The organism is Notoacmeibacter ruber (genome assembly GCF_003668555.1).
Classification (GTDB): Bacteria; Pseudomonadota; Alphaproteobacteria; order Rhizobiales; family Rhizobiaceae; genus Notoacmeibacter; species Notoacmeibacter ruber.
On sequence record NZ_RCWN01000001.1, the window covers coordinates 1,914,538 to 1,933,992 of the forward strand.

Consider the following 19,455-nt stretch of genomic DNA (forward strand, 5'->3'; position numbering starts at 1 on the left):
GGTCAAAGATGAGTGTGAATGGCGCGCTCGACGCGACGCGTTGCGACGATATAAGGCTGCGCTCGGAATTTTTCCACGCATGGCGGCTCTGCCTGCGCGAACACAATACTAGGAGCGGATCATGACAGGTCAGCGCGCCCGGTCGGGCGATCGTCCCCTTATCGCCCTGTACCAGCCGGATATACCCGGCAATACGGGCACGATCCTGCGTATGGGCGCGTGCCTCGAACTACCGGTGGCGGTGATCGGCCCGGCAGGGTTCGACCTTTCCGATCGCGCGCTCAAACGTTCGGGTATGGATTATCTTGAGATGGCGACCCTCACCCGCTTCGACGATTGGATGGCTTTCGAACGCTGGCGGAAGGCCGAGGGCCGGCGGCTTGTGCTTCTGACGACCAAGGCCGACCGCGCCTATCACGCCTTCGAATGGCGCGCCGGCGATATCGTTCTGTTTGGCAGGGAAAGCGCCGGTGTGCCGGACCATGTGCATGAAGCAGCGGATGAGCGCCTGACGATCCCGATGCGCCAGGGCGCGAGAAGCCTGAACCTTGCCGTCAGCGCGGCGATGGTGGCCGGCGAGATCACGCGACAATTCGCTATCGGCGGGGACTGACCTGACTAGTCGGCGCTTTTCAGCCGGCGCATGGTGAACTCGATCTCGTCGTCGCCGACGATCCGCCAGCTTTCGACCTCGCTCCAATAGGCGGCCTTTGGCCAGCGGTTCAGAAAGTCACGCGCGGTCTGCCGCGCCTCTGGCCTGGGAAGACGGAAGGTTTCACGCACGAAACTGTCACCCGCGCCGTTGCGCCCCGCGGCGATCTGCTGCGACAGCCCCTTGAGGGCCGGACGTTTCGGCGGACCCATCACGGCCTCCATTGGTGTCGGGCCGCCCCGAACTGGACTTGCCCTGCCGGGGAAGATTAGGCATGGCCGACGAAAATTGCGAATCGGCGGCTGCATGAACGGCTGCCGGCAAGAATGACGCATCGAACACGACCGAGGATAAAGCATGGAGCGCCCGACCCTGCCGCAAGGCCTGCCGCCCGATATCGAGGCCAGGAAGAAGACGGCGCGCCAATGGTTCGAGTCGCTTCGCGACCAGATCTGCTCGGCCTTCGTCACGCTTGAGGACGAAGCCGATGGCCCATTCCCGCCAGGCGTCGACGAGCCGGGCCGCTTCCAGCGGACACCATGGGCAAGGGATGAGGGCCATGGTGGCGGCGGCGTCATGGGAATGATGGGCGGCCGCGTCTTCGAGAAGGTCGGCGTTCACACCTCGACCGTCCATGGCGAGTTCTCGCCGGAGTTCCGCAAGCAGATGCCGGGCGCTGAACAAGACCCGTCTTTCTGGGCCTCCGGCATCAGCCTGATCGCCCACCCGTGGAACCCCAACGTACCCGCGGTTCACATGAACACCCGCTTCGTGGTGACGACGAGTTGGTGGTTCGGCGGCGGTGCGGACCTGACACCGGTGCTGGATGCGCGCCGGAGGCAGGACGATCCCGACACGATCGCCTTCCATCAGGCGATGGAAGCGCCCTGCCGCGCCCATACGGTTGCCGACTATCCCAAGATGAAGGCGTGGTGCGACAGCTATTTCCACCTGGCGCACCGGAACGAGCCGCGCGGTATTGGCGGCATCTTCTACGATTGGCAGCACTCCAGCGAGGACGATGGTGGCTGGGCGGCGGACTTCGCCTTCACGCAGGATGTCGGCAAGGCGTTTCTGCGCGTCTACCCGGAGCTGGTGCGGCGCAATTTCGAGAAGCCGTGGACCGAAGAGATGCGCGAGGAGCAGCTTGTCCGGCGCGGCCGCTATGTCGAGTTCAACCTGCTTTACGACCGCGGCACGATCTTCGGCCTGAAGACCGGGGGCAACGTCACCTCGATCCTCTCATCCATGCCGCCAGCGGTGAAATGGCCGTGAGATGAGCCGCACCGAAACGTGATCTTTGGACGATGCGCCGAACGGACCTAATTGCGATAGAGCGCAATGCGGGTCAGAAGGCAGCATATCGGGACACGTGCCATGTCGGAAAACGGAAATCGGGCTCAAGAATCGGAACTGCAGAAGACCACGGCCAAGATCTTCGAGAAGTCGGGCGGCAAGGTCGATGAATTCCGCAAGCTGGCCGAGCGCATCGCCGATGGCGAAGAGGTCATCCCGCCCGTCCTGCTGAAAGGCCAGGCAAGGCGCAGGCACGTTCGCTCGACCCTGCGCGAGGATCACGCCGACCGGATCGAGCAACGAAATCCTGCGGCGGAAGTGAAGTTCAACGAATTGGCGAAGGACTTCTTCAAGTTCTATCGCGGCACGGCACTGCTCTTCTATCGCGACATGGTCGGTATGGATTCCGACATGCCGTCGGTCATGGCCCTTGGAGACGTCCACCCGCAGAATTTCGGCGTGATGCCGGACAAGAACGGTGCGCCGATCTTCGGCGTCAATGATTTCGACGAGGCCGTCTATGCGCCCTTCACCTGGGATCTGAAACGCGGCGCGGTCGGCTTCTGGATCGCCGCGCGCGAGGCGGGCGGTATGAAACGCAAGAAACGGCGCAAGATCGTGAAGAAATTCGCCAAGGGCTATCTGCAGGCGATGCAGAACTATGCGGACCGCGCAACCGAGAGCAATGACGACTACCGCATGGACAACTCGCCGGACGTCATTCAGCGCCTTTTCAAGGAAGCGTGGACGGATCGGCAGGAATGGCTTTCGGGGGACTATCTCAAGCCATCGGGTCGCGGCTTCCGCGCTAGCGATGAACTCCAACCCATCTCAAGCGAACGGGACAAGTTTCAGCAGGCAGTCAACGACCTCGCCAAGTCCAACGGCATCGAGGTGACACCGGACCGGGCGGGCGAACTCAAGGTCAAGGATGTCTGCGTCCGCCACGGACAGGGCACCGCATCGCTCGGCCTGCCACGCTTCTATGTGCTGATCGAAGGCCCGTCCAAGGATGCGACCGACGATATCATCATCGAATTCAAGAAGGCGCGCCGGTCCGCGCTGGAAGGCCTGACGCCGCCGACGGAATTCCATGCCGGCGAGGAAGCGGACCGCATCGCCCACGGTCAGTCCGTGCAGCTTGCCCATGGCGACATTTTCTATGGCGCGGTCAAGATCGACGGCGAGAGCTATATGAGCCGCGAACGCGCGCCCTTCCGCGACGATATCGACCTGGACGATCTCAGCTACGGCACCTGGAAGGACTATGCCCGCGTCTGCGGCGCGGCGCTCGCCCAGGCTCATGCGCTGTCGGACGATCTCGGCCAGATCGATTACGACGTCGAGCCGTCCATCATCGAAGCGGCGAAACCGCGCAAACTGTTCATCAAGGATCTGATCCGCTTTGCCGAGGAAGCCGCCGACCGGCTCGCCGCCGATCACGAATTCTTCCGCGAGGACCACAAGGACGGCGCGTTCGAACGGGTCGATATCATCTACCGCTGAAGCCGGACCGGGTGATGCACGCAAAATTTGAACTTCCGGCGCCCCTTCCTCGTTAGTCTTCTACATCAACGCGAAAGAAGGAGGTTCACCATGAAACGCTTCGATTGCGGAACCCTGGTTCCGGGCTGCCACTGGCACACCCAGGCCGAGGAAGAGGCGGAAGTGGTCCGCCGCGCCAGCGAGCATCTTCGTTCCGCCCATGGCGAGACGCATGTCCGCCCAAATATGGTCGACGAGATCAAGAGCCGCATCCGTGAGGTGCAACCGGCCTGATCCGCTGCAGATAACCAATGAAAAACCCGCCGGGGAAACTCGGCGGGTTTTTTGTCTGGTAACTTAGGTCTCAACAAGCCAAATTCTTAGAATGAGTACTGTCTTTCGCGAGCCATGTTATTTTGACCGCTTCTGGCCGTTGCGCTGGTCTTTCTGCGCCAGATTGACCAGAACCCGTCTACCCCAACTCGTAGGCCTACTACCATTGTTAGGCTATATCGTACTTTTCGGCGACGTATTCCAAGACGCAATTCTAAAATTTACTGTACTTGGTGAAGGCATGTGGTTGACGCCCTTGCAGCGTGTTTACCTGCTGTATGGCGGAAGCGTGCTAGTTGCCTTAGGGCTTCTAATTTACTGGATATTTTGCCCCACGCAGATAAGGGAATTTGGCGACAGAAATTCCTATGTTCGCTCAATCGTTGAAGGTTTGAAACCTGAAGAATTTCGTTCAATTTTAGAAAATTTTGGGAGCGTTTTCCCGAAGAACGAGATCGGAGACAATATAAGCGGCGATAGAATAATGTTCGGAATTATAGGTGAACATGATGTTCGAAAATCAATGAGTTATTTTCACAACGGTAGAGCTATCTCGCAAACGGTCGCAAACAAACGCCGTCGAGAAGAGGCAGTAGCCGCCATAGTCGCAAATTTCGAGCTTTTAGATCGTCAAAGGGCCGGTCGGTGCTTTTTTAGCTTCTCATTACTCGTAACAGGCGGTCTGATCTTTCTAATTCCGAGCATTGAGGTGTTCTTAAGAGTGATATCTCGCATGATAAATTTACAGTTATGATTGAAAAACGCGACCGGTGATGACATTTTCAGCGATGCGCCTTCATACCACTCATAGGCCGCATCGACCGCGACGACTGACGAAATCGGCAGAACGCTGACATAGGCGGAGTCGTCGCTGGAAGCCGCGATACAATGCCCGCCGGCCTTCCATCAGATGACTACTCCCAATCCGCCCGCCCCCTTCGACCCGGGCGGCCATCCATCAGACCGAGATCGCGCAGACGATCCTCCGGCGCTGTCTCCAGATCGATCTGGAGACGCTTGTTCGAAGTCGTTTTCCTTCGAGAAGCGATTGAATGACGGAATGAGAATACTGCACCGGCCAGACCTCTGACCAGACGGACGACGAACGGAATGGCTGACTGCAAAGCGCGTGACATGCATGATCCTCCTTATGGTCGAGGATCGACAAACAGCATCTATAAGCCTAAATCCAACGGAATATGAGACGTTCGATATAAGGTGTCTTTATGCATGTCGCGCCATGATCTCCCGCCTCTCGCCAGCGTTCGCGTCTTCGAGGCCGCGGCGCGCCATCTGAGCTTCACCCGCGCCGCAGATGAACTGGGCATGACGCAGGCGGCCGTCAGCTATCAGATCAAGATGCTGGAAGACCGCGTCGGCGCGCCGCTCTTCATCCGCCGACCGAGGGCGGTCGAACTGACGGCAATCGGCGATACGCTGGCGGTGGCGGCCAGCAAGGCGCTGGATCAAGTCGGTTCGGCATTCGAGGCGGTGCGCGAAAGAGCCTCGGGCGTTCTTTCGATCAATGTGATTCCGACCTTCGCCGTTCAGAAACTGTCGCCGATTCTGGGCCGGTTTCAGATCGCCCATCCCGATCTTGCGACCCGTATTACCGCGACGCGTGTTCTGACGGATTTTGCCAGCGAGGAGGTCGACGTCGCCATTCGCTCCGGCAAGGGCAAATGGCCGGGGCTGCGCTCTCACGAACTGTTTAAGGCGAGCTTTACACCGATGCTTGGCCCCGCTCTACTTGAACGATACGGGCCGCAGCGCGAACCTCGCGATCTTCTCAAGCTGCCGCTGATCGATGCCCGGGACCCCTGGTGGGACGCCTGGTTCACTGCCGCGGGTGTCGATGCCGAGGAATTGAAGGAGCGGCCCAAATCGTCCATGGGCGACCAGTTTCTGGAGGCGCGGATGGCGCTCGGCGGAATGGGTGTCGCCATCCTCACCCCGGACTTTTACCGCTCCGAGCTGGAGAGCGGCACATTGATCCAGCCCTTCCCACTGGTGGAAGAGATGGGCCAGTCCTATTGGCTCTGCTATTCCGAGCGGCGGCGGAACGTGCCGAAGATCAAGGCCTTTCGCGACTGGCTTCTGGCCGAGATGGCGGACGACATGAAGCCGGACGCCAGTCCTCACTCCTGAGGGCGGGCATCCTCTTCCGGCTTATTGCTTCGATCACCAGGGCGTCATGCCGTCGGGCTCGATGAACCGGCCGCTTTCTTCGCCTTCCAGTGCATATCGAACAGGTAGGCGAGCGCCCTCTTCAGGCGTCATCGTGCCATAGCCTGTCAGGTCGGTCTTGACGAAACCGGGACTGACCGAATTGACCTTTATGCCGGTCTCCTTCAGTTCCTCGTGCAATTGCACGGTGAGCATGTTCAGCGCGGCCTTCGAGGCGTTGTAACCGATATATCGCTGCGAATAGTAGGCCGAATCCGGATCGCCGTTCAGGGTCAGAGAGCCGAGCGAACTCGACAGATTGACGATGCGTCCTTCCGGCGCGGCCTGCAGAAGTGGCAGCATGGCCTGCGTCACCGCGAGCGTGCCGATGAAGTTCACCTCCATCACATGGCGGACGGCATCGATCGACGCTGTGGCGGGCGGGCCGTCACCAAAGTCGAAGATCCCCGCATTGTTGACCAGAATGTCGAGACGGCCATGCCGGGCCTTCAACGTGTCAGCCGCCGCAAGAAGTGTTTCAGGTGCGTTCAGATCAAGCTCGATGCTGCTTGCCGAAAGCTGGTCTTCCGCCAGTTCCGCCACCGCCTCTGCGCCGCGCCCTTCGTCGCGCGATCCGATGACGACTTCGATGCCGGCCTCGGCCAATTGACGCGCGATCTGAAAACCGATCCCCTTATTGCCGCCGGTCACGAGAGCAATGCGTTGCTGGGTCATGTGTTCTTTCCTTTGCTGTTCGCCTCCTCTAAAAATGAAGAAAACTTCAGCTTTTGGAATTCGCATATGCCACACGATACGCCAACCGCTCTGAAAGCGCGGAAAACACCGGTCCAGAGCCGCTCGCGCGTGACCGTCGACGCCATATTCGAAGCCACCATTCAGGTTTTGCTCGGCAAAGGCATGAATGGTCTGACGACCACGCTGGTGGCTGAACGCGCCGGCGTGTCGGTCGGCACGATGTACCAGTATTTCCCGAACAAACAGGCGCTGATCTATGCGCTGAACAAGCGCTATCTCGATACTCTGGCCGGGCGGATCGAGACCACTTGCGCCGAGCAGGAGGGGATGCCGCTCGCGCACATGGTCGAGGCTCTGATCGCGACCTATTGGCGTGCAAAGATGGAGCGTGCCGATCTCACACGAGCACTCTACCGCTCGGTGGCCGAGCTCGATAACGACGCGCTGATGCATGAGTTCGCCGCGCGCGTCGACAGAGCGACCGAGGCGATGTTCGCAAGCACCAGCGACAGCGCGCTCTCCGATGTCGCAGCGACCAACCTGACGTTGACATCGGTGATCTACGGCACCGTCCGCAATGCTTTCGAAAGGGGCTTGCCTTCGGACGATGCGGAGGAACTGCGGCGAAACCTGGTTGTCATGTGCCAGACCTATATTGCCGCTGCTTCGTCCTCCGCCTCACTCTCCGATGCGGCCTCCTCATACCATTCATAAGCCGCGTCCACGGCAACCGCCGAGGAGGTCGGCAGCACGGCGATATAGGCCGAATCGTCGCCGATAGGCGCCGCGCGTTGCGTCACCCGCCAGCCGGTATAGGCCGCAATCATCGCGAACAGGATCGTCATCAGAACCCAGAAGATGGCCGGTCCAGCCATTTCCATCGCCTGGCCGATGATGATCGGGCCCGATACCGCGCCAACGCCATAGATGAAGATCATGCCGCTGGCGGCAGCCGGCATGTCTTCGCGCTCCAGATAGTCGTTGGTGTAGGCGATCATCAGCGAATAGAGCGGGCTCGCAACACCGCCGGCGAAAAGACCCGCGACCAGAAGAACCAGAAAGCTCCCCTGGATGAAGAAGGGAAAGAGGCTTGCCACCCCGCCGACCACCGACAGCGTTATGATGAGGATGCGCCGGTCCATCAGGTCCGACAGGCGCCCAACCGGATACTGGAAGATGAGCGAGCCGAGGAAGATCGACGCGATGAAGATCGAAACGTCTCGCACATTGAGGCCGATCTTTGCGCCATAGACGGCCGCCATGCCCATCTGCGCCGCGATGACCGCCCCGACGATGGCCGTGCCGACCGTCGCCGTCGGCGAACGATCGTAGAGTTCGCGCAGCGTCATCGGCTTGACGGCCTCCACCGCCGGCAGCGGCACGGCGGAGAGCAGCACGGGCGTAAAGGCTAGCGACACGAAGATCGACGCCAGGATGAAGGGGACCGAACTGGCCGCGTCGCCGACATTGACGAGGCCCTGCGCGCCGACCAGACCGGCCATCTGCGCCAGCATATAGGCCGAGAGCAGCGCGCCGCGCGTCTCGTTGGTCGCGCTGTCGTTCAGCCAGCTCTCCGAGGTCACGTAGATGCCGGATATGCTGAAACCGAGCACGATGCGCAGCAATGTCCATGACCACGGATCGGTCAGCAGAGGATAGGCGATCAGCACCGCCGACATGAGCGAGCCGAGCGCCGCAAAGGAGCGCACATGCCCCACCTTGCGGATCAGGACCGGCGTGATACGCGAGCCGACGAGAAATCCGAGAAAGTAGCCGGAGGTCACGAGGGAAAGCGCGAAGGTCGAGAAGCCTTCGATCTCGCCGCGCACGCCCATCAGCGTCGATTGCATGCCGTTCCCGATCATGATCAGGAACACACCGAGGAGTAGCGCCCAGACGCCTGCGACAAGCTTCAACATGGCGCTCTCCGATTCCGCCAGCAAAAACGCGCCATGCCGTTTTTGGGCTTTGGCGTCAATCGCCCGATTGGATAACGGCGGATTGGATCAGTTCAACGCCTGTGTCAGCAGGTCCTCACGGGCCAGACTGAAATCGCTTTCGATCCAGCTCTCTTCAGCGGCCTTGAGACGTTTGCCGATTTCAGGCCCGGCCGGAATGCCGGCTTCCAGAAGGTCTGCGCCGCGCAAGGGAAAGACGGGAATGTCCCAGCTCTCGACGAGATCGAGCATGGCGGCGTAACGGCCCGCCTCGATCAGTGCACCGTCCTGCTCCGCTGCCCTGCCCCGCGCAGAAGCCAGGGAAAGGCGCAGACGATCACGTACAGGCCCGTGGCCCTGCCGGTAAAGGCGCACCTTCAACTCACGGTCGGAGACACCCGCCGCAACAGGGTCCGTGGTCGCAAAGGCCAGGAGACGGTCGCGCTCGGCATTGGAAAGTTTCAGACGCTCCGCGAGAGCGGCGAGCCGGCTCGCGTCCGGCGGCAGCATCGCTATCAGCCTGAGAAGCGCGTCGGGTTCCCAGCCGGCCTGTTCGCCTGTTTCGACAAGAGGCGCGACAAGGTCGATGCCCCATTTTTCGCTTTCGGGAATAATGGTGGTGAGCACACTCGCTGTCCGCATCCAGAGGAGCGCGCGGCGCGGATGAGGCGCGGCAAGCAATTTGCGCATTTCGCTCCAGACGCGCTCGGCGGACAGCCGGTCGAGACCAGTCTTCAGGGCCGCACAGGCCCGCAAACCGTCGGCATCCGGCCGGCCTTCGCCGTACCACGCAAAGAACCGGAAAAAGCGCAAAATCCGCAGATAATCCTCTTCGATCCGCTCGCGCGCATCGCCGATGAAGCGGATCGTCCTTGTGTCGAGATCGTCCAGGCCGCCGACGAAATCATGCACCGTGCCATCCGCATCGGCATAGAGAGCGTTGATCGTAAAATCACGCCGTCGGGCGTCATCTGCCCAATCCGTCCCGAAACGAACTTTCGCGTGGCGACCATCCGTCGCGATATCAGCGCGAAGGGTTGTGACCTCCAAGACGCGGCCGCCGGCTACCGCCGTGATCGTCCCGTGTTCGACACCTGTCGGGATCGCGCGAAAGCCGGCGCCTTCGATCCGGCGCGTGGTCTCGGCTGGATCGGTCGTGGTGGCGATGTCGATGTCGCCGGCCGGCATGCCGAGCAGCACATTGCGGATTGCGCCGCCAACGATGCGTGCTTTTTCGCCTTCCGAACCCAAGGCAGCAAGAAGGGTTTGTAGCTCCGGCTCTTTCAGCCAGGAGGCGCGATCAGCGATCGAGATCGGTTCGTTCAAGGGTAAAGTCTCTCCTGCATCATCCGAATGATGCCGGCGGTTACGCCCCAAATGTGCCAGTCGTCAAACGGCATGGTCCAATAATAGCGGCGCTGGCCTTCCCAGATGCGACTATCCTGAATGTGATTGGCCTGCTCCATCAGGAAAGAGAGCGGCACTTCGAAAATGTCCGCCACCTCGCCCGGTTCGGGCATAAGATCGAACGGCGGATGAAGCAGGGCCAGAACGGGCACAATCCTGAAACCGGAGCCCGTGGAATAGTCGGGTAGGCGGCCGAGCACTTCGACGCGATCCTGCGGCAGCGCCACTTCTTCCTCCGCCTCGCGCAATGCCGCGGCAACCGGCCCGTCATCACCGGGATCAATCCGCCCGCCCGGAAAGGCCACCTGGCCGGAATGGGTTTTCAGATGATCGGTGCGACGGGTCAGCAGAACGTTCGCGCCCTCCGATCTCTCGATTACGCCGATAAGAACGGCCGCGTCGCGTTGCGATCGCCGGAAGAAATGATCCGCAATGTCGAGATTCCAGCGATGATCGCCCCAGTCGCGCGTCTCGAACGGCCCGGCCTCCTTGCTCGCCCTAAGACGGAAATCATCTGTCGAATAAAGGCTTTCCCCAGTTTCGATGTTCGCCATGCCGCCGGGTGGCCTCATTCGCCCATCGCTTCCAGCCGGTCCATCGGAGCAATCGGAAAGACCGCGCCACGGCTGTGGACCGCGAGAACCTCGACATCACCGACGGTCATCGGCTCCGCCATGGCAACGAGATCGAACGTCACCGCACGCGTTGCCAGAGCCTGAAGGCGGCCCCGCACACGCAGATAGGGCTTCAGAGGTCCGTCCTCTTCCGCTCCGTCGAAGTGGATCGGATGATCCGGGCCGGCCTCGACCACGTCGCCGACATTGGTGCGAAACGTCAGAACCCGGTTCTTGCCGACACCGCTCGACACACATTCGACAGCGATAAAGGGCGCGTCTGCCACATTCACCACCACCTTCTCGACCGGCGTGACGAGATAGGTCTGCCCGTCTTCATCCTTGCGCAGCACCGAAGAGAAGAGTTGAACCATCCGCTCTCTCTCGATCGGCGAATCCTTGTAGAGCCAAGTGCCGTCCGCCCCGATGGAGAGGCCTATATCCCTGCAATTGTCGGGTTCCCACATCTCGACAGGGGCCGGGTCGCGCCCATTGCTGACAGATCGCGAGATCAGCGCTTCGAGCGCGTCGGCACCTTCTTGTTCCATTTCCTGACGGTCCGGTTGAGGCTTTTTCATGCCTTACGAAATAGTCATGGCGCGCGCGCTTGCCAGCCTTATTCGATCCCTTAAGCTTTGAACTTGGAATGTAAGGTCCCTGATTCTGAAAAAGCCAAGGCGTATCCTCCATGAGTGCACTGACCGAACCCGGCACGATGACCGAGGAGGAAATGCTGGCAAGCGCCGAAAGTGCCCTTGCCGATATCGATGAGATCAAACGCGCGGTCGGCGAGATCATCTTCGGTCAGGAGACCGTCGTCGAACGCACGCTGGTGGCTGTGCTGGCCGGCGGACATACGCTTCTCGTCGGTGTGCCGGGCCTTGCCAAGACGCTGTTGGTGGAGACGCTCGGCGCGGTTCTCGGGCTCGATGCACGGCGCATCCAGTTCACCCCGGATCTGATGCCGGGCGATATTCTCGGCACCGAGATCCTCGAAGAGAACGAAGCCGGCAAACGCGCCTTCCGCTTCGTGGCCGGTCCGGTCTTCGCCCAGCTGCTGATGGCCGACGAGATCAACCGCGCGAGCCCCCGCACCCAGTCGGCGCTTTTGCAGTCCATGCAGGAATATCATGTGACAGTGGCGGGCCAGCGTTACGACCTGCCGCAGCCATTCCATGTTCTGGCCACGCAGAACCCGTTGGAGCAGGAAGGCACCTATCCACTGCCCGAAGCGCAGCTCGACCGCTTCCTCATGCAAGTCGACATCGATTATCCTGACCTCGATGCTGAGCGGCGCATCATCACCGACACGACCGGCATTTCCAGCGCGCGCGCCAGAAGCGTCGTCAGCGCAGGCCGGCTGATGGAAATTCAGGAACTGGTGCGACGCATGCCCGTCCCCGATTCCGTGGTGGACGCCATTTTGCAGCTTGTGCGATCAGCACGGCCCGGCCATGGCAATGATGAGATCGACCGGCAGGTCGCCTGGGGCCCCGGCCCGCGCGCCAGCCAGGCATTGACGCTCTGCGCACGTGCGCGAGCGCTTTATGATGGACGGCTGGCCCCCTCCATCGACGATGTGGCTGCTCTGGCCGAGCCGGTTCTGCAACACCGTATGGCGTTGAGCTTCGGCGCAAGGGCGGAAGGCACGAGGATAAGGGATGTCATCGCCGATCTGGCGAAGAGCCTGCGATAGGAAAGCCATTGGCGGCAATCGGCACATCCAGCGCACCCGTTGCGCCCCAAGACGCTCTGGCACGGGCGCGGGAACGTGCGGCCTTCATTCCGGACCTGCTTGTGGAAGCGCGGCGCATCGCCGCAGCCGTCCTGTCTGGATGGCATGGCCGGCGGCGGCGCGGCATTGGCGAGGATTTCTGGCAATACCGCCCCTATACGCCCGGGGAAACCATGGCGCGTATCGACTGGCGACGCAGCGCGCGTGACGATCATGTCTATGTGCGCGACAATGAATGGCAAAGCGCGCACACGGTCTGGCTGTGGGCGGACCCGTCGCCTTCGATGCTGTTCCAGTCGCAAGGCGCCAACGTGTCAAAGGAATCCCGGGGCATCGTTCTCGCCCTGGCACTGGCCGAACTTCTCGCGCGATCGGGCGAAAGGATCGGCTGGCTCGGTCTTTCGGAGCCGGTGGCCACACGCAATGCAGCAGAGCGACTGGCGAGCCGCATGCTGATGGCTCCTCTTCCCGAGCGCCCGGATTTCAAACTCGTCAGCGGTCGGTGCGACGTCGTTCTGATTTCCGACTTTCTCGATGACGTCGAGACGCTGCAGGAAATGTGGCGCCCGCTCGCCAAGCGCGGCGCGAGAGGCCATCTCATCGAGATATCCGATCCCGCCGAAGAGAACTTTCCCTATGGCGGGCGCACCCGTTTCATCGACCCGGAAACCGGCGAGAGGCTCACTGCGGGGCGCGCCGAAGATGCGGCCGATGCTTATCGCGATATCTACCAGGCACGGCGCGACGAAATCTCTCGCGATGCCCGTCGGCTCGGCTGGAGCTATACGCTGAACCATACCGACCAACTGGCAAGTGAAGCGCTCGTTCATGTTCATCAGGCGATGACAACGGCTCATGGAAGCGGCCAGTGATGTTTGGTCTGCCGCTCGCTTTTGCCGCTCCAGCCCTCCTCGCCGGCCTGATTGCTCTTCCCGCGATCTGGTGGCTGCTGAGAGCGACGCCGCCGCGGCCGAAGGAAGAAGTCTTTCCGCCCCTGCGCATTCTCGCGCGCGTCCTGAAAACCGAGGAAACACCCCAGAAGAGCCCTTGGTGGCTGACGGCGCTGCGACTTCTGATCGTCGCCATTGCCGTGCTCGCGCTGGCCGGACCGATCTGGAACCCGCGCCAGACCGTTATTGCCGATACGGGAGCACTGGCCCTGATCGTCGACAATAACTGGGCAAGCGCCGAAGACTGGGATGAGCGCCTGGCGACCGCAGAAGACCTGGTCGATGAAGCGGCGGACGATGGACGACCGATCCTCCTTGCCTTCACCGCAGATGCCGCCAATAGCGAGATCGGTCCTTTCGACGCCACAGAAGCCCGACAGCGCCTGGCGGCCGCAACTCCCCGGCCCGTCCCGGCCGAGCGTACCGCTACCTTTGAAAGGCTCGTAGAAGCGGCACAGGCCCTCGATCAGCCCGTCAGCTTGGCCTATCTTTCTGACGGACTGTCCACCGAGGCCGACGAGATGGCCTTCTCGGTTCTCTCTGCTCTGTCGCCCGCCAAAGTGGTGCTCGGGGCACCAGACCGTCTGCCTTCCGTTATTGTGACCGCTGCGGAGAACGAGGCCGACGCGCTGGTCACGACCCTACGCCGTCCCGACGATGGCGGACCGGCGTTGATGGCTGTCGGTGCATATGATGCTCGCGGACGCCGGATTGCCGAAACCAACGCGACTTTTTCGTCCGGCGAAGACGAGGCGCAGGCGCGTTTTGCCGTGCCTTTCGAACTCCGCAACGACATTGTCCGCATTGCGGTCGATGGAGAAAGTCAGGCCGGGGCTGTTCACCTTCTGGATGACGACGCACGCCGAAGGCGCGTCGGACTGATCGGCGGCAGCGGCGCCGAAGCGGGGAACCAGCCACTATTGGCACCGCTCTTCTACATCCGGCGGGCTCTCGCCCCCTTTGCCGATCTGGTCGAACCGACGTCCGGCGATCTAGGCGAGGCCATACCCTCCGTTCTGGAACAGAAACCGGCCATGATCGTGCTGGCAGATGTCGGCGTTTTGCCGGAAGCCGTCGAACGGTCGCTCCTGCGCTGGGTACAGAATGGCGGTATGCTGATCCGGTTCGCAGGTCCGCGCCTCGCTGGCAGCGACCTGACCGCCGACCCGCTGCTCCCGGTGAGATTGCGCAGCGGGGAACGCACTCTCGGCGGAGCCCTCTCCTTTAGCGAGCCGCAGCCTGTTGCGGATTTTCCGGCGGACGGGCCGTTCGCCTCGCTCATTCCCCCGCGCGAAGTCTCGGTCGAACGTCAGGTACTGGCCGAGCCCTCCCCCGAATTGGCCGACCGCTCGTGGGCCAGCCTCGAAGACGGCACGCCGCTGGTGACGGGACGGACGGAAGGCGAAGGGACGCTTGTACTTTTCCACGTGACGCCCGAAGCGAGCTGGTCGAACCTGCCCCTCTCGGGAAGTTTCGTCGACATGCTGCGCCAACTGACCCGCCTGTCGCGCAACCAGGGCAGGCTGGATGCGGACGCCGGTACGGCACAGGCCGCGGCTCTTTCACCATGGCGCGTGCTCGATGCGAGTGGCCTCCTGATCGCGCCAGGCGCTGAGGCTCGGCCCCTCGAGCCACAGGCAGAGCAGGTGACGATTGCCAATCCCCCAGGTCTTTACGGGACCGAAGATGCGGTTTTCGCGCTCAATCTCATGAGTGAGGACGACCGTCTGGAGCCGATCGCCCTCCCCGATCTCGACACGGCGGTCCAGCGGATCGGCTATGGCGACGGCGAACAGATCGATCTTCGGGGGCCGCTTTTCGCTATCGCGCTGGCTCTTCTGGCGATCGACAGCCTCATCAATCTCTGGCTCTCGGGCGCTCTCACCTCCCTTCGTCCCGTTCAGCGCGGTGTGCGTCGTGGAAGCGCCGCAGCAATAGGGGCCGTCCTCGCCATTGGCCTTCTGTCAGCGCCGGGCGAACTTCACGCGCAGCAGCAGACACCGGGATCATCAGGCGGCACCGGCAGTAGGCAAAGCGAAATCGACGGCGCCGAAGCCGTCGAGGCGCTGACGAGAACCCGACTGGCCTTCGTCATGACCGGCGACGCTGAGACCGATCGCATCAGCCGGGCAGGCCTGCGAGGCCTTTCAGCATGGTTGATCGGACGCACTGCGATGGAGCCGGGCGAGCCACAGGGTGTCGATATCGAAACGGACGAGCTGTCCTTCTATCCGATCCTCTACTGGCCGATCGTAGCCGACGCCCCGACGCCATCGGCCGAAGCCCTCGCCAGGATCGATGCCTATATGAACACTGGTGGAACGGTCCTGTTCGATACGAGGGACGAGTTCTCGCAGAACCTGCGCCGCAGCGGCACCGTGACGCCGGCCACACGCAAGCTGCGCGACATCCTTGCGACGCTGAATGTCCCGCCGCTTGAGCCGGTCCCTGCCGATCATGTTCTGACGAAGAGCTTCTACATCCTGCCGAGTTTCCCCGGCCGCTACGCCAACGGACCGCTCTGGGTCGAGGCGCTGACCGATGCGGATGGTGGGATGGCCCGCCCGGTCCGACGCGCCGATGGCGTCTCTCCGATCATGATCACGAGTAACGATCTGGCGGGTGCCTGGGCGATTTCAGACGATGGACGGCCGCTGCTCCCAGTCGTACCGGGCGGTGAACGCCAGCGCGAATATGCCTATCGTGTCGGCACCAACATCGTGATGTATATGCTGACGGGCAACTATAAGGCGGATCAGGTGCATGTACCGGTACTGCTGGAAAGGCTCGGCCAGTGACCGACCAGTTTTCGCTCGCGTTCGAACCGCTCGTACCCCCTCTCTGGCTGGCCGTTCTGGCTCTGCCGCTCATTGTTTTCGTCGGTCTCGGCTTTGTGTTTCGCCGGCGCGGCGCGCTCATCCGCGCCCTTGCGGCAACGCTGCTGTTTCTTGCGATCACCAACCCGGTCGTTCTGCGCGAAGAGCGCGATCCCCTGACAAGCATCGTCGCCGTCGTGGTTGACAGGAGCCAGAGTCAGGAGATCGGCGAGCGCGCTTCCCAGACCGACGAAGCCCTTGCCGATCTACGCGAACGGATCGAGGCATTGCCGCAGTTCGAACTGCGCGTTGCTGAGGCGGGCGGCCCCTCCGAGGATGCCGACCGTACCGAGACCCGTCTTTTCGAAAGCCTCAACAGCCTTCTGGCCGACGTTCCGCCAGCGCGTGTTGCGGGCGCAGTTTTCATTACCGATGGCCAGATCCACGACATCCCGACCGATGCCGCAACAGCCGGAATCGATGCGCCGGTGCATGGGCTGATCACCGGGGAAAAGAACGAGTTCGACCGGCGGCTACGTCTGGAACGCGCACCCCGCTTCGCCCTTGTCGGCGAGCCCGTGGAGCTGACCTATCGCGTCTTGTCGGAAGGGATAGCGGCCGGTGCCGATGAGCCGGAAAACGGTATGGTCGACGTCACCGTTCGTTTGAACGGCCAGGAGGTTTCGCGCGAACAGGCGCTGATCGGACGCGAAACCGTGACCTCCGTCGAATTGCCGAACGCCGGTCGCTCCATCGTCGAGATCGAGGTGGCGCAGGCCGAGGGCGAACTGACGGCCGCCAACAATGCCGCTATCGCCAATATTGACGGGATCCGCGAAAACCTTCGGGTGCTGCTCGTCTCAGGCGAGCCCCACGCCGGCGAGCGGGCCTGGCGAAACCTCCTCAAAAGCGACGCCTCTGTCGACCTGGTTCACTTCACCATTCTGCGGCCACCGGAAAAGCAGGACGGCACGCCGATCAACGAACTATCGCTGATCGCCTTTCCGACGCGCGAGCTTTTCGTCGAAAAGATCGACGAGTTCGATCTCATCATCTTCGACCGCTACCAGCATCGCGACGTGCTGCCGATCCTCTATTACGACTACATCGCCGAATATGTCCGCAATGGCGGCGCATTGCTCGTCGCAGCAGGCCCGGAATATGCCTCCGAGCAATCCATCGCCCGTACGCCACTGCTGCCGGCCCTTCCCGCGCTGCCGACCGGACAGGTTGAAAATGCCGGCTTTCGCCCTGCGCTGAGCGATCTCGGCCGGCGCCATCCTGTCACCCGCAGCCTCGACGGCGCCAATGCGGAGCCACCCTCATGGAGCCGCTGGTTCCGCCAGATCAATGTCGACAAACCGCGCGGACAGGTCGTCATGGAAGGCATCGACAATGCGCCGCTGCTCGTTCTCGACCGTGTCGAGGAGGGACGTGTCGGCATGCTCCTTTCCGATCAGGGCTGGCTCTGGTCACGCGGTTTCGAAGGCGGCGGACCTCATGTCCAGCTTTACCGGCGGATCGCACACTGGCTGATGAAACAGCCGGAACTGGAGGAAGAGCGGCTCATGGCGCGAGGCGACGGCATGGTTCTGGAGATCGTTCGCCAGACCATGTCCGAGGAGGCGCCGCCCGCCCTCATCACAGGCCCGGACGGGCAAGAGCGGGAAGTCGAACTTACGGCAGATGGCCCCGGCATTTTCTCGGCGCGTCTGTCGATGGATGATATCGGCCTTCATCGCGTGAAAAACGGCGATCTGGATGCCATCGCGCATATCGGTCCGGTCAACGCGCCGGAATTCGCCAATACTATCTCGACGACGGAGACACTGTCCTCTCTGGCGGATGAGACGGGCGGAACCGTCCGGCGCGTCTCGGATGGCTCCCCGTCCGTCGCCCCCATCCGCTCGGGCACGGCAAGCTCGGATCGGTTTCTCGGGCTTCGTCAAACCGACGAGACGATCTTGCGGAGCGTGGACCGAACGCCCCTCCTTGCCGGCTTTGCCGGCTTGGCAGCCATTCTTCTTCTACTCGGTGGGATGTGGTGGCGCGAAGGGCGTTGATCGCCTATTGCGCCTGAATGAGATCGACCGGCGGTCCGGGCTGGTCGTCATCGAAAACCGCAGCTGAAAGCGGGCCGCCAAAGACCGCGCCACTGTCGACATTCGTCCGGTTGCCCCGGGACGAAGGGTTGGATGCTTGCGGCGTATGGCCGTGAACGAAATGGAGCGGCGCGAGATCCTTCATGCGGTCCCTCGAAGAGAAACGCTCCCAAAGAACCATTTCCTCCTGCTGGTCTTCAAAGGCAACGGCCGGGTCATACCATGCGTGGCCGTAAATACGGTGTCGATCGCGATAAAGGAGGTCGAGACCCCGAATAAAGCTGACATGCTCGGGTTTGACCGTGCCTTCAGGGTAAGAGGCGAGCGTCGCTTTTCCTCCATTCTGAAGCCAGAGCGGCAGATCGTCCGTGGAACTCCCGCTCTCGCTGATCGCATTCAACATCATGATTTCATGGTTGCCGGACAGGATAACCCACCGCCACCCGTCGGACGGGCCTTCGATCAGCCTATCGAGCACACCGGCGCTGTCCGGCCCCCGGTCGATATAGTCGCCAATGAAGACCACGGTGCCAGCGTCGCAATAGTCGCCGATCTTACCGAGGAGCGTTTCCATCTTCTCCTTTTCACCGTGAATATCTCCGACGGCGAAAGTGAAGGCCATTGTCTCGGCTCCCGGCTGTCTTGTGGCACCTACCCTTTGTCAATGCAGCGGACATGGCGAACGTTCCCCGCCAGACATTCCGCCAGATTGGATTGCAATTCGCAGACCAGCAGCCGATCCGGCGCGACAGGAAGTGGCATGCGGACCCGATCGGTATAAACCGGACGAAAGCCCATCGACCAATAATAGGGCGCATCGCCGACCAGCATCACGAAGGGGCTGCCCACAGCCCGCGCAGCCTCGACGCTCATATTGACCAGATGTTTGCCGACACCGAGCTTCCGCCGGTCTGTGAGCACCGCGAGGGGCCCCAGCAGATGACCGCGCTCTCCGCCGACAGCAATGGGCGTGAGACGCACCGACCCGATCAGAAGGCCTTCGATCCGTGCGGTGAACGACAGGGAAAGGTCATGCGATCCCTGCTCTCGAATGATCGAAGCCGCGCGCGCAAAACGGCCGGGCCCGAAAACACCGGCGTGCAGTGTGTCTATCGACCCGGCATCCTCCGGCTCCTCGGGAGTGAAGACAATCTGAGACAGTGTGACAGGCGACGAGGGTGCGGACATGAGGCGATCCAGAACTTG

General features: G+C 61.8%; 19 protein-coding genes. 11 read left to right on the top strand and 8 right to left on the bottom strand.

Annotated features, from left to right (window positions below):
- The first annotated feature begins 121 nt into the window (after window positions 1-121).
- Window positions 122-613 (top strand): tRNA (cytidine(34)-2'-O)-methyltransferase, encoded by a 492-nt coding sequence (locus D8780_RS09130; protein WP_121645310.1) that lies wholly within the window; start codon window positions 122-124, stop codon window positions 611-613.
- A gap of 5 nt (window positions 614-618) precedes the next feature.
- Here D8780_RS09130 and D8780_RS09135 read toward each other — a convergent pair whose 3' ends face one another.
- On the bottom strand, window positions 619-867 hold the full coding sequence (locus D8780_RS09135; RefSeq protein WP_425373648.1) for a hypothetical protein: 249 nt from the start codon (window positions 865-867) through the stop codon (window positions 619-621).
- Between the two features lie 142 nt (window positions 868-1,009).
- On the opposite strand from D8780_RS09135, the gene hemF reads away from it, so the two are divergent.
- The 5 genes from hemF to D8780_RS09160 all read left to right on the top strand — a co-directional run bounded on the left by hemF (window position 1,010) and on the right by D8780_RS09160 (window position 5,914).
- Window positions 1,010-1,927: an oxygen-dependent coproporphyrinogen oxidase gene (gene hemF, locus D8780_RS09140; RefSeq protein WP_121645312.1), complete on the top strand. Its 918-nt coding sequence runs from the start codon at window positions 1,010-1,012 to the stop codon at window positions 1,925-1,927.
- Window positions 1,928-2,029: 102 nt separating this feature from the next.
- Window positions 2,030-3,454 (top strand): DUF2252 domain-containing protein, encoded by a 1,425-nt coding sequence (locus tag D8780_RS09145; protein WP_121645313.1) that lies wholly within the window; start codon window positions 2,030-2,032, stop codon window positions 3,452-3,454.
- 90 nt (window positions 3,455-3,544) lie between these two features.
- Window positions 3,545-3,727: a DUF1059 domain-containing protein gene (locus D8780_RS09150; RefSeq protein WP_121645314.1), complete on the top strand. Its 183-nt coding sequence runs from the start codon at window positions 3,545-3,547 to the stop codon at window positions 3,725-3,727.
- Between the two features lie 280 nt (window positions 3,728-4,007).
- On the top strand, window positions 4,008-4,520 hold the full coding sequence (locus tag D8780_RS15680; protein ID WP_147440303.1) for a hypothetical protein: 513 nt from the start codon (window positions 4,008-4,010) through the stop codon (window positions 4,518-4,520).
- A 476-nt stretch (window positions 4,521-4,996) separates the two neighbouring features.
- Complete coding sequence (locus tag D8780_RS09160) at window positions 4,997-5,914, top strand: LysR substrate-binding domain-containing protein (protein ID WP_121645316.1); 918 nt, start codon at window positions 4,997-4,999, stop codon at window positions 5,912-5,914.
- A 33-nt stretch (window positions 5,915-5,947) separates the two neighbouring features.
- On the opposite strand, the gene D8780_RS09165 is transcribed toward D8780_RS09160, so the two are convergent.
- A complete protein-coding gene (locus D8780_RS09165) occupies window positions 5,948-6,667 on the bottom strand; it encodes an SDR family oxidoreductase (protein ID WP_121645317.1) in 720 nt (239 codons plus the stop codon).
- Between the two features lie 66 nt (window positions 6,668-6,733).
- Here D8780_RS09165 and D8780_RS09170 point away from each other — a divergent pair, with 66 nt between their 5' ends.
- Entirely contained in the window at window positions 6,734-7,402 is a 669-nt protein-coding gene (locus tag D8780_RS09170) for a TetR/AcrR family transcriptional regulator (protein ID WP_121646484.1), read from the top strand.
- Here the strand turns inward: D8780_RS09170 and D8780_RS09175 are convergent.
- From D8780_RS09175 to D8780_RS09190, 4 genes are all read right to left on the bottom strand, one after another.
- Entirely contained in the window at window positions 7,339-8,607 is a 1,269-nt protein-coding gene (locus D8780_RS09175; RefSeq protein ID WP_121645318.1) for an MFS transporter, read from the bottom strand. The two genes, D8780_RS09170 and D8780_RS09175, sit on opposite strands and share 64 nt — an antisense overlap.
- Window positions 8,608-8,694: 87 nt before the next feature.
- Complete coding sequence (locus D8780_RS09180) at window positions 8,695-9,951, bottom strand: CCA tRNA nucleotidyltransferase (protein ID WP_121645319.1); 1,257 nt, start codon at window positions 9,949-9,951, stop codon at window positions 8,695-8,697.
- On the bottom strand, window positions 9,948-10,604 hold the full coding sequence (locus D8780_RS09185; protein WP_245412314.1) for a CoA pyrophosphatase: 657 nt from the start codon (window positions 10,602-10,604) through the stop codon (window positions 9,948-9,950). Before D8780_RS09185 ends, D8780_RS09180 begins: the two co-directional genes overlap by 4 nt.
- Complete coding sequence (locus D8780_RS09190; RefSeq protein ID WP_121645320.1) at window positions 10,601-11,224, bottom strand: DUF1285 domain-containing protein; 624 nt, start codon at window positions 11,222-11,224, stop codon at window positions 10,601-10,603. Before D8780_RS09190 ends, D8780_RS09185 begins: the two co-directional genes overlap by 4 nt.
- Before the next feature lie 110 nt (window positions 11,225-11,334).
- Here D8780_RS09190 and D8780_RS09195 point away from each other — a divergent pair, with 110 nt between their 5' ends.
- From D8780_RS09195 to D8780_RS09210, 4 genes are read left to right on the top strand one after another with little or no spacing between them, the layout of a single operon-like run.
- Window positions 11,335-12,342: an AAA family ATPase gene (locus tag D8780_RS09195; RefSeq protein WP_121645321.1), complete on the top strand. Its 1,008-nt coding sequence runs from the start codon at window positions 11,335-11,337 to the stop codon at window positions 12,340-12,342.
- 8 nt (window positions 12,343-12,350) lie between these two features.
- Window positions 12,351-13,253, top strand: a complete 903-nt coding sequence (locus D8780_RS09200; protein WP_121645322.1) for a DUF58 domain-containing protein — start codon at window positions 12,351-12,353, stop codon at window positions 13,251-13,253.
- On the top strand, window positions 13,253-16,129 hold the full coding sequence (locus D8780_RS09205) for a DUF4159 domain-containing protein (protein WP_121645323.1): 2,877 nt from the start codon (window positions 13,253-13,255) through the stop codon (window positions 16,127-16,129). The genes D8780_RS09200 and D8780_RS09205 overlap by 1 nt, the downstream gene beginning before the upstream one ends.
- On the top strand, window positions 16,126-18,210 hold the full coding sequence (locus D8780_RS09210) for a hypothetical protein (RefSeq protein WP_121645324.1): 2,085 nt from the start codon (window positions 16,126-16,128) through the stop codon (window positions 18,208-18,210). Before D8780_RS09205 ends, D8780_RS09210 begins: the two co-directional genes overlap by 4 nt.
- A gap of 4 nt (window positions 18,211-18,214) precedes the next feature.
- On the opposite strand, the gene D8780_RS09215 is transcribed toward D8780_RS09210, so the two are convergent.
- Entirely contained in the window at window positions 18,215-18,871 is a 657-nt protein-coding gene (locus tag D8780_RS09215) for a metallophosphoesterase (protein ID WP_121645325.1), read from the bottom strand.
- 29 nt (window positions 18,872-18,900) lie between these two features.
- Window positions 18,901-19,437: a GNAT family N-acetyltransferase gene (locus D8780_RS09220; protein WP_121645326.1), complete on the bottom strand. Its 537-nt coding sequence runs from the start codon at window positions 19,435-19,437 to the stop codon at window positions 18,901-18,903.
- Between the last annotated feature and the right edge of the window lie 18 nt (window positions 19,438-19,455).